The sequence below is a fragment of the Shinella yambaruensis genome (genome assembly GCF_022899355.1).
Classification (GTDB): domain Bacteria; phylum Pseudomonadota; class Alphaproteobacteria; order Rhizobiales; family Rhizobiaceae; genus Shinella; species Shinella yambaruensis.
Genome location: NZ_JALJCK010000006.1, coordinates 76,775 through 90,564, shown reverse-complemented (window position 1 = coordinate 90,564; position 13,790 = coordinate 76,775). Strand labels below are relative to the sequence as shown.

Annotated in this window: 12 protein-coding genes; 11 read left to right on the top strand and 1 reads right to left on the bottom strand. The window is 64.9% G+C overall.

All coding sequences use genetic code 11. From position 1 onward, the window contains the following. Positions 1 to 64: 64 nt before the first annotated feature. The 5 genes from MUU56_RS15510 to lysS all read left to right on the top strand — a co-directional run bounded on the left by MUU56_RS15510 (position 65) and on the right by lysS (position 6,841). Entirely contained in the window at positions 65 to 724 is a 660-nt protein-coding gene (locus MUU56_RS15510; protein ID WP_244768199.1) for a TetR/AcrR family transcriptional regulator, read from the top strand. 145 nt (positions 725 to 869) lie between these two features. Continuing rightward, the gene (locus MUU56_RS15505) at positions 870 to 1,619 is read left to right on the top strand and encodes a TerC family protein (RefSeq protein WP_244768198.1); all 750 of its coding nucleotides are present in this window, start codon (positions 870 to 872) and stop codon (positions 1,617 to 1,619) included. 297 nt (positions 1,620 to 1,916) lie between these two features. Continuing rightward, positions 1,917 to 3,689 carry an SLC13 family permease gene (locus MUU56_RS15500; RefSeq protein WP_244768197.1) on the top strand — a complete coding sequence of 591 codons (1,773 nt, stop codon included), beginning with the start codon at positions 1,917 to 1,919 and terminating at the stop codon, positions 3,687 to 3,689. A gap of 175 nt (positions 3,690 to 3,864) precedes the next feature. Further along, on the top strand, positions 3,865 to 5,334 hold the full coding sequence (gene gltX / locus MUU56_RS15495; protein ID WP_244768196.1) for a glutamate--tRNA ligase: 1,470 nt from the start codon (positions 3,865 to 3,867) through the stop codon (positions 5,332 to 5,334). A 13-nt stretch (positions 5,335 to 5,347) separates the two neighbouring features. Beyond that, complete coding sequence (gene lysS / locus MUU56_RS15490) at positions 5,348 to 6,841, top strand: lysine--tRNA ligase (protein ID WP_244768195.1); 1,494 nt, start codon at positions 5,348 to 5,350, stop codon at positions 6,839 to 6,841. A 203-nt stretch (positions 6,842 to 7,044) separates the two neighbouring features. On the opposite strand, the gene MUU56_RS15485 is transcribed toward lysS, so the two are convergent. Next, positions 7,045 to 7,707: a hypothetical protein gene (locus MUU56_RS15485; protein ID WP_244768194.1), complete on the bottom strand. Its 663-nt coding sequence runs from the start codon at positions 7,705 to 7,707 to the stop codon at positions 7,045 to 7,047. Positions 7,708 to 7,919: 212 nt separating this feature from the next. Between MUU56_RS15485 and MUU56_RS15480 the strand changes: the two genes are divergently transcribed. The 6 genes from MUU56_RS15480 to MUU56_RS15455 all read left to right on the top strand — a co-directional run bounded on the left by MUU56_RS15480 (position 7,920) and on the right by MUU56_RS15455 (position 13,774). Then, positions 7,920 to 8,822: a metal ABC transporter substrate-binding protein gene (locus MUU56_RS15480; protein ID WP_244768193.1), complete on the top strand. Its 903-nt coding sequence runs from the start codon at positions 7,920 to 7,922 to the stop codon at positions 8,820 to 8,822. Continuing rightward, complete coding sequence (locus tag MUU56_RS15475) at positions 8,819 to 9,688, top strand: manganese/iron ABC transporter ATP-binding protein (RefSeq protein ID WP_280531076.1); 870 nt, start codon at positions 8,819 to 8,821, stop codon at positions 9,686 to 9,688. Before MUU56_RS15480 ends, MUU56_RS15475 begins: the two co-directional genes overlap by 4 nt. Next, on the top strand, positions 9,685 to 10,557 hold the full coding sequence (locus tag MUU56_RS15470; RefSeq protein ID WP_284219076.1) for a metal ABC transporter permease: 873 nt from the start codon (positions 9,685 to 9,687) through the stop codon (positions 10,555 to 10,557). Before MUU56_RS15475 ends, MUU56_RS15470 begins: the two co-directional genes overlap by 4 nt. Continuing rightward, a complete protein-coding gene (locus tag MUU56_RS15465; protein ID WP_244768192.1) occupies positions 10,554 to 11,408 on the top strand; it encodes a metal ABC transporter permease in 855 nt (284 codons plus the stop codon). Before MUU56_RS15470 ends, MUU56_RS15465 begins: the two co-directional genes overlap by 4 nt. Positions 11,409 to 11,530: 122 nt before the next feature. Next, positions 11,531 to 12,766: an NAD(P)/FAD-dependent oxidoreductase gene (locus tag MUU56_RS15460; RefSeq protein ID WP_244768191.1), complete on the top strand. Its 1,236-nt coding sequence runs from the start codon at positions 11,531 to 11,533 to the stop codon at positions 12,764 to 12,766. A 57-nt stretch (positions 12,767 to 12,823) separates the two neighbouring features. Continuing rightward, positions 12,824 to 13,774, top strand: a complete 951-nt coding sequence (locus MUU56_RS15455) for a nucleoside hydrolase (RefSeq protein WP_244768190.1) — start codon at positions 12,824 to 12,826, stop codon at positions 13,772 to 13,774. Positions 13,775 to 13,790 lie beyond the last annotated feature (16 nt).

Here is a 13,790-nt window from a genome sequence, read left to right as displayed (position 1 = left end):
ATCAAGTAGAAATCGAACCGCTCGGTTCGAAATAGCTGGCGAGGCTTCGAGCGCGGGAACGGAGATGCAGACGACGGAAGAAAAATCGGCAGCCCCGCATACGGGCCGCCGCATTGCCGGCGAGGATCCCGCCAAGCGCGAGCAGATCCTCGACGGCGCGAAACGCGTGTTCATGGAACAGGGCTTCGAGGCCGCCAGCATGAACGACATCACGCGTGCCGCCGGCGTTTCCAAGGGCACGATCTACGTCTATTTCGAGAACAAGGAAGACCTGTTCGGCTCGATGATCGAGCGCGAGCGCCGGCGGATCACCGAAACGGTGCGCCATGTGCTGGACGGCAGGAAGCCGATCACCGAGACGCTGAAGGAATTCGGCACGCTGTTCGCCACCCACATGACGGCGGACAAGACGATCCGTGCCATGCGCATGGTGATCGCCGCCAACCATCGCCTGCCGAAGCTCTGTAGCCGCTTCTTCTCCGCAACGCCGATCAACCCGGTCTCGGTGCTGCAGGAATATCTCGACCGTCAGGTGGCGGCGGGCATCGTCGTTTCGGACGACACGGCGCACGCGGCCAAGCAGTTCATCGAGCTCACAACGGTCGGTCTTTTCAAGCCCCGCCTCTTCGGCGCGATGGAGGAGGTGCCGCCGAAGGCCGTGATCGAGCAGAACGTCGCCTCGGCCATAAGGGTCTTCCTCGCAGCCTATGGCGCGAAGCCGTAAAGCCGGGAAAACCGCCGGCCGGCCGTCCATCAGATGACGAAATCGTGATATGAGCTTGAACGGCCCTCGCTCAGCTTGTCAGCGGTCAAATTCTGCATAAATACGGAAGTCCATTCTCAAACCCGTATTTGGAGAGGAAGACCGGATGGACAGCATTCTTGCGCTCGTGCAAGACCCGGCCGCCTGGATAGCCCTCATCACGCTCATCGTGATGGAGGTCGTTCTCGGCATCGACAACCTTATCTTCATCTCGATCCTGACGAACAAGCTGCCACCCGAGCATCGCGAACGGGCCCGCCGCATCGGCATCGGCCTCGCGCTCATCATGCGCCTTGCGCTGCTCGGCACCGTCGCCTGGATCGTCCAGCTCACCACCCCGGTCTTCGAGGCCTTCGGCCATGGCTTCTCCTGGAAGGACATGATCCTGATCGCCGGCGGCCTCTTCCTCGTCTGGAAGGCGACGAAGGAGATCCACCACAATGTCGATCCCATCGACCACAAGGAGGACATGGTCGGCGGTGCGGTCTCGACGACCTTCACGGCGGCGATCGGCCAGATCCTGCTGCTCGACCTCGTCTTCTCCATCGACAGCATCATCACGGCCGTCGGCATGACGCCGCACCTGCCGATCATGGTGGTCGCCGTCCTGGTTGCCGTTGCGGTCATGCTGCTCGCGGCGACCCCGCTTGCCAACTTCATCGAGAAGAACCCGACGATCGTCATGCTGGCGCTCGCCTTCCTCCTGATGATCGGCACCACGCTGATCGCCGAAGGCATGGGCTTCCATGTGCCGAAGGGCTATGTCTACGCCGCCATGGCCTTCTCGGCCCTTGTCGAGGTGCTCAACATGTTCTCCCGCCGGGCGCGGCAAAAGAGCAAGGCCTCGGGCCACTAGCACAGAAAGACCGGCGGGACGAAGGTCCCGCCGGCTTCCGTTTGGAAGGGTGTCGAAGACGGGCCGGACGGGTGGGGAGCTCGACTGCCGTTTCGTTGGCCACGGGAAGAAACCGGAAAAACGCCCGCATTCTCCATCTCCGTCGCGTCCGGTTGACACGGCCCGCCTTCTCTTGGCAAACCTTTCGCCGGGTGGATTGTTCCGCGAAAGTTTGTAACCGGTTTGCGCGTCGTGCAGGAACCGGAAAGGCCCGTACGGAATTCATGCCGAGCATCGTCCCGCCGCACGGACCATAACATGACCCTTGAGCAGACCTTCGCCTTCGTCGTCATCTCACTTATGATGGCGGCGTTCATCTGGGGACGGTTCCGCTACGACCTCGTTGCCTGTTGCTCGCTGCTTCTGGCGCTCACGCTCGGCATCGTGCCCTTCGACAAGGCGTTTTCCGGCTTCAGCGACGACATCGTCATCATCGTCGGCAGCGCGCTGATGGTGAGCGCGGCCGTCGCCCGCTCCGGCATCGTCAACCTCGCGGTCAAGCGCTTCTTCCCGAACCTCACCGCCGGCCGCGCGCAGCTCGCGCTGCTGCTCGTCTCCGTCGCGGTGCTCTCGGCGTTCATCAAGAACATCGGCGCGCTCGCCATCATGATGCCGCTCGCCTTCCAGTTCGCCCGGAAATCCGGCACGCCCGCCTCGAAATTCCTGATGCCCATGGCCTTCGCCGCGCTGCTCGGCGGCCTGATGACCCAGATCGGCACCTCGCCGAACATCGTCGTCTCGCGGCTGCGCCAGGAGATCACCGGCGAGAGCTTCACCATGTTCGACTTCACGCCCGTCGGCGCCACGCTGGCGGTCTGCGGCATCCTCTTCATGCTGTTCTTCAACCGCATCGTGCCGGAACGCACGAACAGCAATGCCAGCATCGAGGAATCGCTGGAGGCCGCCGCCTATTCCTCCGACGCCACGGTGGAGGAAGGCTCGCCCTCGGTCGGCAAGTCGCTGAACGACGTGCTGAAGCATGGCGACGGCGAGGTGATCGCCACCGCCATCATCCGCGGCCATGTCCACCTCTCCCCGCTGCCCGACGTGCGCCTTGCCGCCAGGGATACGATCCTGATGGAGGGTACGGCGAGCGCACTCGACAAGGTCGTTTCCGCCGCCGGCCTCATGCTGTCCGGCAAGCCGATCCGCGCCGGGCGCGGCGAGGAAGGCGAGATCAGCGCCATCGAGGCCGTCGTCGGCAACGATTCCCGGCTGATCGACATTTCGGCGCGCAGCATCGCGCTGTTCCATTCCTACGGCATCAACCTGCTCGCCGTCAGCCGCCAGGGCGAGCGGCTGCGGGAAAAGCTCTCCGAGGTGCGGCTGCGCCCCGGCGACATGGTCGTGCTGCAGGGCAACAACCGCACCCTGCCGACGCTCTTGCCGGAACTCGGCCTGCTTCCCCTCGCCCAGCGCGAAATCCTGCTCGGCGCCCCCCGCCGGGCGATCATCCCCGTGCTGGTGCTCATCGCCGCCATGGCCTCCACCGCCGTCGGCCTCGTGCCGGTGGCGACCGGTTTCTTCGCCGCCGCCGTCGCCATGGTGCTCTTCCGCGCCGTGCCGCTGCGCGAGGCCTATGCCGCGCTCGACGGGCCGATCCTCATCATGCTCGCCTGTCTCATCCCCGTCTCCGACAGCCTGCGCACGACAGGCGCCAGCGAGCTCATCGCCGGCTGGCTGGGCGATGTCGCCGTACACCTGCCGCCCTTCGGCGCGCTCGCCCTCATCCTTCTGACCGCCATGGCCGTCACGCCCTTCCTCAACAATGCCGCGACGGTGCTGGTCATGGCGCCGATCGCCGCGAGTTTCGCCGGCGCGCTCGACTACCGGCCGGAGGCCTTCCTGATGGCGGTGGCGATCGGCGCGGGCTGCGATTTCTTGACCCCCGTCGGCCACCAGTGCAACACGCTGGTCATGGGACCGGGCGGCTACAAGTTCGCCGACTATCCGCGCGTCGGCCTGCCGCTGTCCTTCCTCATCGTGCTGGTCAGCGTGCCCGCGCTGCTCTACGTCTGGCCGGTGCAATAGGCCGGACTGACTTTTTCTTGACGTGCCGGGCTGAATATGGTCTCACCCAGCCCAACGGAAGGCCCTTTCCCGCCGCATATCCGGCGCAAAACCGGGCTCTCCCTCCCTAACGTGACGCCTTCGACGCCGGAACCTCCGGCCGGGGGCGTAAAACCATGTCAAGACGGGCCAAACCATGAGCACTCCCGCAACCGCCTCCGGCGTTCGCGTACGCATCGCACCCTCCCCGACCGGCGAGCCGCATGTCGGCACCGCCTATATCGCACTGTTCAACTATCTCTTCGCCAAGAAGAACAACGGCACCTTCATCCTGCGCATCGAGGATACGGACGCCACGCGCTCGACGCCCGAATTCGAGCAGAAGGTGCTGGACGCGCTGAAATGGTGCGGCCTCGAATGGTCGGAAGGCCCCGACATCGGCGGCCCCTACGGTCCCTATCGCCAGTCCGACCGCAAGGACATCTACCGTCCGTTCGTCGACAAGATCGTCGAGAACGGCCATGGCTTCAAGTGTTTCTGCACGCCCGAGCGGCTGGAGAAGATGCGCGAGGCGCAGCGCGCCGCAGGCAAGCCGCCGAAATATGACGGCCACTGCCTGCATCTTTCCGCCGAGGAAGTGGCCGCGCGCGTCGAGGCGGGCGAGCCGCATGTCGTGCGCATGAAGATCCCCACCGAAGGCTCCTGCAAGTTCGTCGACGGCGTCTACGGCCCGGTCGAAATCCCGTGGGACGCCGTCGACATGCAGGTCCTGCTCAAGGCCGACGGCATGCCGACCTACCATATGGCGAACGTCGTCGACGACCATCTGATGAAGATCACGCATGTCGCGCGCGGCGAGGAGTGGCTCGCCTCGGTGCCGAAGCACATCCTCATCTACCAATATCTCGGCCTCGAGCCGCCGGTCTTCATGCATCTGTCGCTGATGCGCAACCACGACAAGTCGAAGCTCTCGAAACGCAAGAACCCGACGTCGATCTCCTACTATTCCGCGCTCGGCTATCTGCCGGAAGCGCTGATGAACTTCCTCGGCCTGTTCTTCGTCCAGATCGCCGAGGGTGAGGAGATGCTGACCATGGATCAGCTCGCCGAAAAGTTCGACCCGGAGAACCTGTCCAAGGCGGGCGCGATCTTCGACATCCAGAAGCTAGACTGGCTGAACGGCCGCTGGCTGCGCGAGCAGCTTTCGGAGGAAGAGTTCGTCCAGCGCGTGCTTTCCTGGGCGATGGAGAACGACCGCGTCCGCCAGGGGCTGAAGCTCTCGCAGTCGCGCATCTCCAAGCTCGGCGAACTGCCGGACCTTGCCGGCTTCCTGCTGAAATCCGATCTCGGCCTGACGCCGGAGGCCTTCGCCAAGGTGAAATCCACGCCGGAAGAAATCCTCGAAGTCCTCAATCAGGTGCAGCCGGACCTCGAAAAGATGCCGGAATGGACCGTCGAGAGCATCGAGGCGGAACTGCGTGCGAGCGCCGACCGGCTCGGCAAGAAGCTGAAGGTCGTCGTCGCCCCGCTCTTCGTCGCCGTCTCCGGCTCGTCGCGCTCGCTGCCGCTCTTCGATTCGATGGCGATCCTCGGCCGCTCCGTCGTGCGCCAGCGCCTGAAGGTCGCGGCGCAGGTCGTCGCCTCGATGGTGGGCAGCGGAAAGTAAGGAACAAGAAAGAATGAACGAGAAGACAGAAACCGCCCTTTCCTCCGACCCGACGGAGGTCCGCCGCCAGAAGCTCGGCCAGCTTCGCGAGACGATCGGCGACGTCTATCCGGCACATTTCCACCGGACGATGACGAATGCCGAACTTGCGGAAAAATACGAAGGCCTGGCGCCCGACACGGAAAGCGGCGACGTGGTGACGGTTGCCGGCCGCGTCTATTCCTCGCGCAATTCCGGCATGTTCATGGACATCCATGACGCCTCGGGAAAAATCCAGATCTTTTCGCACAAGGACACGACGCCGGAGGAAGCCCGCGCGCTGCTGCCGATGATCGATCTCGGCGACATCATCGGCGTGACGGGCGTCGTGCGCCGCACCAAGCGCGGCGAGCTGACGATCAACGCGCAGGACATCGTCATGCTGACGAAGACCCTGCTGCCGATGCCGGAAAAGTGGCACGGCGTCTCGGATGTCGAGATCCGCTACCGCAAGCGCCACCTCGACATCATGACCAACGAGGAATCCAAGCTCCGCTTCCAGCAGCGCTCGAAGATCGTCTCCGGCATCCGCCGCTTCATGGAGAACGACGGCTTCATGGAAGTCGAGACGCCCATGCTGCACTCCGTCTATGGCGGCGCGACGGCCGAGCCCTTCAAGACGCACCACAATACGCTGAAGCTCGACATGTTCCTGCGCATCGCGCCGGAACTGTTCCTGAAGCGCACGCTGGTCTCCGGGCTTACCGACAAGGTGTTCGAGATCAACCGCAACTTCCGCAATGAGGGCGTGTCCACCCGGCACAATCCCGAATTCACCATGATGGAGTGCTACTGGGCCTATGCCGACTACGAGGACATCATGGACCTCGTGGAACGCCTCTTCGCCGAGCTCGCGGTCAAGATCCACGGCTCGACCGAATTTTCCTACGGCGACAAGGAAATCTCCTTCAAGGGCCCGTTCAGGCGCGTGCCGATGCCCGATGCGGTGAAGGAAGCCACCGGCATCGATTTCCTCGCCATCAGGACGGACGAGGAGGCCCGCGCCGCAGCGAAGGCCGCCGGCTTCGAGGTCGAGAAGGACTGGACCTGGGGCGAATGCCTCGCCTTCATCTTCGAGGAGAAGGTCGAGCCGACGCTGATCCAGCCCTCGCACGTCACGCACTTTCCGAAGGACATCTCGCCCTTCGCCAAGGAAGTGCCGGGCGAGCCGCGCCTCGTCGAGCGGTTCGAGACCTATTGCAACACCTGGGAGCTCGGCAACGCCTTTTCGGAGCTGAACGATCCCGAAGAACAACGTGCCCGCATGGTCGAGCAGCTGGAACAGGCCCATGCCCGCGGCGAAAAGGCCAAGCAGCTCGACGACGAGTTCCTGGATGCCATCGACCAAGGCATGCCGCCGGCCGGCGGCCTCGGCATCGGCGTCGACCGCCTGATCATGCTGCTTACCAACGCCCCGTCGATCCGCGACGTCATCCTCTTCCCGGCACGCCGGGCAAAGGTGGATTGAGGGCTGAGGTGGCTGATGCCGGCCACCTCTTGTCTGATTTCGTCCTTGGCTCTTGCCCCTCACCCTCTCCCCGCAGGCGGGGAGAGGGGACATACCCCACGACCGGCTATTGGTTGAGGAAACGAGCGCGCCCTATCCCCTTCTCCCCGTTTACGGGGAGAAGGTCGCGGCAGCGGGATGAGGGGCATCCCCTCCTCTAACCGTCAATGTTCGCTGGCGGCGACCTCGTGCGACCCTTCTTCGACCGGCGCTTCGCCGCCCTCGGCCTTCGCCTCAGCGTGGCCACCCGCCTCCTCGACCGCATGCGGATCGACGCAATCCGCGCGATCCTCCATCGCGGTGACGATGGTCTTGATCTCGTCCAGCGACAATTCCTTGCGCTCACCATAGAATTCGCCGTTGCCCGCCGGCTGGCCGGTCGTGTAGCGCGCGACGAACGGCGCCGTCATGCCCGGAATGGCGGAAGGATTGCGTGTGAAGAGCACCTCGGCGCCGATGGCGCGGCCGCGCATGTCGGCCCGGTTCACCGGGCCGGCGGCATCGAGCAGGATGACCTGGTAGAGATCGGCCTCCTCGTGATTGGACACGGCGCCGGCGACACGCAGTGCCGTCTTGACGCGTGTATCCCCGTCCCTGGCGTCCGAACGTACATATTTGCGCAGCCAGTGCTGGCCGTTGCGCTCGAGGCGGACGGTGGACACCGTCGTGCAGGCGGCGCCCGACACCTGCTCCGCCGGCGGCCCGAGCAGCGCATCGCGCCCGACGAAGATCGCGGCGGCCCCCGACGCGCCCGTCAGCACGACGACGCCGGCGACGATGATCAGAAGCTTCCGGGACAACCGGAAAGAGGTCGGAAGGAACTTCACGGGCGGTGGTCTTCTCTTGAAACGCAGGAACACGAACGCGCCGAGAGCACGCGAACTGCACGCACTCTACCGGCCGGGCGTTTCGGAAGTTTTAAACGCCGGACGTCCGATTTCGGGACGTTGTTGCGAATGATTTGCAATTGCGTTGACAGGGGCGAAAACAGCCCTATAGTTTAATGCAACTCATTCGCAAAAGCAGACAAGGAGAGCCGATGCTCCGCCGTTCATTCCATGCCCTTCTCCTCAGCCTGCCGCTCCTTGGCGCGGCCCCAGCCCTGTCTCCCGCCCTTGCCCAGGAAAAGCCGAAGGTCGTCACGACCTTCACCATCATCGCCGACATCGCGGCGAATGTGGCGGGCGATGCCGCCATCGTGGAATCGATCACCAAGCCGGGCGCGGAGATCCACAACTACCAGCCGACCCCGCGCGACATCCTGAAGGCGCAGGACGCCAAGCTCGTTTTGTGGAACGGACTGAACCTCGAGCTCTGGTTCCAGAAATTCCTCGCCAATCTCGGCGACGTGCCGAACGTCACCGTCAGCGAGGGCGTCGAGCCGATGAGCATCGTGCAGGGTCCCTATGAGGGCAAGCCGAACCCGCATGCCTGGATGTCGCCGGCCAACGCGCTCATCTATGTCGAGAACATCCGCAAGGCGCTGGCCGCACTCGATCCCGCCAATGCCGCGACCTACGACGCCAATGCCAAGGCCTACAGCGAGAAGATCACCGCGCTCGGCGTGGAGATGAAGGCGAAGATCGACGCATTGCCCGAGGAAAAGCGCTGGCTCGTCACCAGCGAGGGCGCCTTCAGCTACCTCACCCGCGATTTCGGCCTCAAGGAACTCTTCCTCTGGCCGATCAACGCCGACCAGCAGGGCACCCCCATGCAGGTGAAGGCCGTGATCGACGCGGTGCGCGAACACAATATCCACGTCGTCTTCTCTGAAAGCACCGTTTCCGCCGATCCGGCAAGGCAGGTCGCCGCGGAGACCGGCGCGGCCTATGGCGGCGTGCTCTATGTCGACTCGCTGAGCGAGGCGGACGGCCCCGTGCCGACCTATCTCGACCTCCTGCGCGTCACCTCCGAAACCATCGTGAAGGGTCTTTCACAATGATGATGGGTGGCAGGCCGAAGAAGGTGGACGGCATTCTCGCCGAAGACGTGACCGTCACCTATCGCAACGGCCACACGGCGCTGACGCATGCCAGCTTCTCCGTTCCCAAGGGCACGATCACCGCGCTCGTCGGCGTCAACGGCGCCGGCAAGTCCACGCTCTTCAAGGCGATCATGGGCTTCGTGCCCGTCGCCGCCGGCAAGGTGACCATCCTCGGCCTTTCCGTGAAGGAGGCGCTGAAGAAGAACCTCGTCGCCTATGTGCCGCAGGCCGAGGAGGTCGACTGGACCTTCCCCGTGCTCGTCGAGGACGTCGTTATGATGGGCCGCTACGGCCACATGAACTGGCTGCGCATCCCGACGAAACGCGACCACGAGATGGTCGACGAGGCCCTGTCGCGGGTCAACATGAGCGATTTCCGCAAGCGCCAGATCGGCGAGCTCTCCGGCGGGCAGAGGAAGCGCGTCTTCCTCGCCCGCGCACTCGCGCAGGAAGGCCAGGTGATCCTGCTCGACGAACCCTTCACCGGCGTCGACGTGAGGACGGAGGAGCAGATCGTCGAGCTGCTCGGCAAGTTGCGCGACGAAGGCCGCGTCATGCTGGTCTCCACCCACAATCTCGGCAGCGTGCCGGATTTCTGCGACCGTACCGTCTTCGTGAAGGGCACCGTCATCGCCTCCGGCCCGACGGCCGAGACCTTCACCGAAGCCAATCTGGAGCGCGCCTTCGGCGGCGTGCTGCGCCACTTCATCCTCGGTGGCCACGACCTGCACGACGACGAGGACAAGCGCTCCGTCAAGGTCATCACCGATGACGAACGCCCCTTCGTCATCTACGGCGAGCGCGAGGCGGAGAAGACACCGTGATCGACACGCTCCTCGAACCCTTCGGCTACGGCTACATGGTGAATGCCATGTGGGTGAGCGCGCTGGTCGGCTGCATCTGCGGCTTTCTCTCGGCCTATCTCATGCTGAAGGGCTGGTCGCTGATCGGCGATGCGCTCTCCCATTCCATCGTGCCCGGCGTTGCCGGCGCCTACATGCTGGGCCTGCCCTTCGCGGCCGGCGCCTTCCTCTCCGGCGGGCTTGCCGCCGCCGCGATGCTTTTCCTCAACCGGAAGACCCGGCTGAAGGAAGACGCCATCATCGGCATGATCTTCTCCTCCTTCTTCGGCCTCGGCCTCTTCATGGTCTCGCTCGCCCCGACGCCGGTGAACATCCAGACCATCGTGCTCGGCAACATCCTCGCCGTCAGCCCCGAGGATACGATCCAGCTCGCCATCATCGGCGTCGTCACGCTCGTCATCCTGCTTCTGAAGTGGAAGGAACTGATGGTCACCTTCTTCGACGAGAGCCACGCCCGCTCGATCGGTCTCAACCCGACGGGTCTGAAGATCCTGTTCTTCACGCTGCTCAGCGCCTCGACGGTCGCGGCCATGCAGACCGTCGGCGCCTTCCTCGTCATCGCCATGGTGGTGACACCGGGCGCGACCGCCTACCTGCTGACGGACCGCTTCCAGCGGCTGATCACGATCGCCGCCGCGCTCGGCGCCGGCACCAGCCTCGTCGGCGCCTATATCTCCTATTTCCTCGACGGGGCGACGGGCGGCATCATCGTCGTGCTGCAGACGGCCATCTTCCTCCTCGCCTTCCTCTTCGCGCCGAAACACGGCCTTCTTGCCGCGCGCCGCAGGGGCCGCCTCGCCCTCGAAACCCTGGAGGCGAAACAGCCATGAACGAGACGCTCGACCTTGCGATCATGCCCTTCCAGCTCGCCTTCATGCAGAACGCCTTCCTGGTGACGCTGATGATCGCCCTGCCGATGGCGCTGCTCTCCTGCTATCTCGTGCTGAAGGGCTGGTCGCTGATGGGCGACGCGGTCTCCCATGCCGTCCTGCCGGGCGTCGTCATCGCCTATGTCGTGGGCCTGCCCTTCGCCACAGGCGCCTTCGTCGCGGGCCTGTTCTGCGCACTTTCGGCCGGCTACCTCAAGGACAACAGCCGGGTGAAGGAGGATACGATCCTCGGCATCGTCTTTTCCGGCATGTTCGCGCTCGGCCTCGTTCTCTATGTCAAGATCCAGCCGGACATCCATCTCGACCACATCCTCTTCGGCGACATGCTCGGCATCGGCGCAGCCGATCTCGTGGAGACGGCGGCGATCGCTGCAGCCTCGACGGCCTTCATCCTCCTCTTCCGCAAGGATCTCCTGGTGCAGGCCTTCGACCGGCAGCACGCCGCTGCCATCGGCCTGCCGGTGAAACTGCTGCACTACGGCCTGCTCGCCGTGCTGTCCCTCGTCGTCGTCGGCGCGCTGAAGGCGGTCGGCATCATCCTCGCCATCGCCATGCTGGTCGCGCCGGGCGCCATCGCCGCCCTCCTCACCCGGCGTTTCCCGAGCATGCTCATGGTCGCCGTCGCGGTTGCCCTCGGCGCCACCTTCTTCGGCATCTGGCTGAGCTTCCTCATCGACAGCGCCCCCGCCCCGACCATCGTGCTCCTGATGACCATCCTCTTCGTGCTCGCCTTCCTGTGGCAGGTGCTCCAGAGCCGCAAACCCGTGCAGGAAGCAGGTAAGCAGGCCTGATCCGGCCCGGCCTGCCGCTCAGTCGACAGCCGGGCGCTTTCCGTCTATCGTCCGCCGCGATCCGCCGTTCCTGCTTCGCGGGCTGCGGCACAACGAACGAAAACAACACGCAACGGGACGGCATGGCGCATATCGGTATCGTCGGCGGCGGCCTCATGGGCTGCGCCACAGCGCTCAATCTGTTGGAACAGGGCCACAGCGTCACCATTCTGGAGCGGGACGCCGGCGGCCTGCCGGCATCGGTCGGCAATGCCGGCATCCTGGCGGTGCCGGAAATCGATCCGCTCGCCCGGCTGGACATGCTGCTCTCCGTGCCGAAATGGCTGCTCGACCCGCTGGGGCCGCTGACCCTGCGCTGGCAGGATCTGCCGGCGCTCACCCCTTGGCTGATCCGCTTCCTCCTTTCCGCGCGTGCCGGCAAGGCCGCCGAAAGCCGCATGGCCCTGCTCCACCTGATGAAGACGGCGGAGGCCGATCATGTGCACCTCGGCGCGATGGCCGGCCTCTCCGGCCATATGCGCGATACCGGCGCGCTGACGGTCTTCGACACCGTCGCGGCCCGCGACAAGGTTTTCACGCACGAGGCGGAGAATGCCCGGCTGGTCGGCTGCAACGTCGAGGCGCTGGACGTGGCGGAAGCCCGCCGTCGGGTGCCGGCCCTCTCGGGACCTTTTGCCGGCGCCATCTTCAACGACGGCTACAAGACCTTCGAATATCCGCTGACCTTCCTGCGCCGCCTGCAGGCGCTGCTGCGCGAACGCGCGGCGTTGATCGACGCCACCGTGTCGCGGGTCGCCCGGGCGGAGAGCGGCATTACCGTGACGACGGAGGGCGGCCGGACCTTCACCTTCGATCGTCTTGCGATCACCGCGGGCGTCTGGTCGCGCCGTTTCGTCGCCGATCTCGGCCTGAAGGTGCTGCTCGAAACCGAGCGCGGCTACAACACCACCTTCATGAACCCGTCGACGACGCTCGAAATGCCGGTCTTCTTCTCCGAGCACGGCTTCGTGGCGACACCCTTCGAGAATGCGCTGCGTATCGGCGGCGCGGTGGAGCTTGCCTCGCCGGACGCGCCCGCCAACTACAGGCGCGCCGCCGCCATGCGCAGGAAGATGCGCCGCTACGTGCCGGACCTCCAGGAGGAAGGCGGCACCGAATGGATGGGCCGGCGTCCCTCGACGCCGGACTCGCTGCCCGTCATCAGCCTGCATCCGGCCGATCCGCGCATCGCCTTTGCCTTCGGCCACGGCCATCTCGGCCTCACGCTTTCCGCAACGACCGGCCGCCATGTGGCCCGGCTGCTTGCCGGTGAAGGCGAAAGCGCGCTTGCTCCCTTCTCCATCGCCCGCTTCCAGTAGGCGCGCGATCCCACGACCACAAGAAGCCCCATAAGAACAACAAGAAAGAGACCGACCATGCACAAGGTTATTTTCGACACCGATCCCGGCGTCGATGACGCCATGGCGCTGCTGTTCCTGCACAACCATCCCGAGATCGACCTCATCGGCATCACCACCGTCTTCGGCAACGCCGCCATCGAGACCACGACACGCAACGCATTGTTCCTGAAGCGCGAATGGGGCATTGCGGCGCCCGTCGCCCGTGGCGAGGGCAAGACCTACAACCCGATGCGCAACCCGATAGACTGGCCGGTGATGATCCATGGCCACGACGGACTCGGCAATATCGACGTACCCGACACGATCGACCTGCCGCTCGATCCGCGCCCGGCGCACCGCTTCATCATCGAGACGGTGCGGGCCAATCCCGGCGAGGTGACCCTGATCGCCGTCGGCCGCATGTCGAACCTAGCCTATGCGCTGAAGGAAGATCCCGGTATCGCCGGCCTCGTCAAGCAGGTCATCATCATGGGCGGCGCCTTCGACGTGCCCGGCAACATCACGCCCGCGGCCGAAGCCAACATCCACGGCGACCCGGAAGCCGCCGACGCGGTGATGACGGCGCCGTGGAAGGTGGTGGTGGTCGGCCTCGACGTGACGATGAAGACGGTGATGACCCGCAAGCGCCTCGCCGACCTCACCGAGCGCAACGGCAGGCACCTGAAGCTGCTCTCCGGCATCTCGCAGTTCTATATCGACTTCTACGGCCAGCATGTGGAGGACGAGGGCATGGTGGTGCACGACAGCTGCGCCTGCATTTACCTCGTCGCCCCCGAGCTCTTCACCACCCGACCCGGCGCCATCCGCGTCGTCGCCGGCGGCATTGCCGACGGCCAGACGATCCAGAAGCCGGATGCCCGCAAGTTCCCGCCGGGCAACTGGGACGACCTGCCAAGCCAGCACGCCTGCATCGGCATCGATGCGGAAAAGGTGATGGCGCTGCTCGGCGAGACGCTGGCACGGTAGGACGAAATGACCGGCC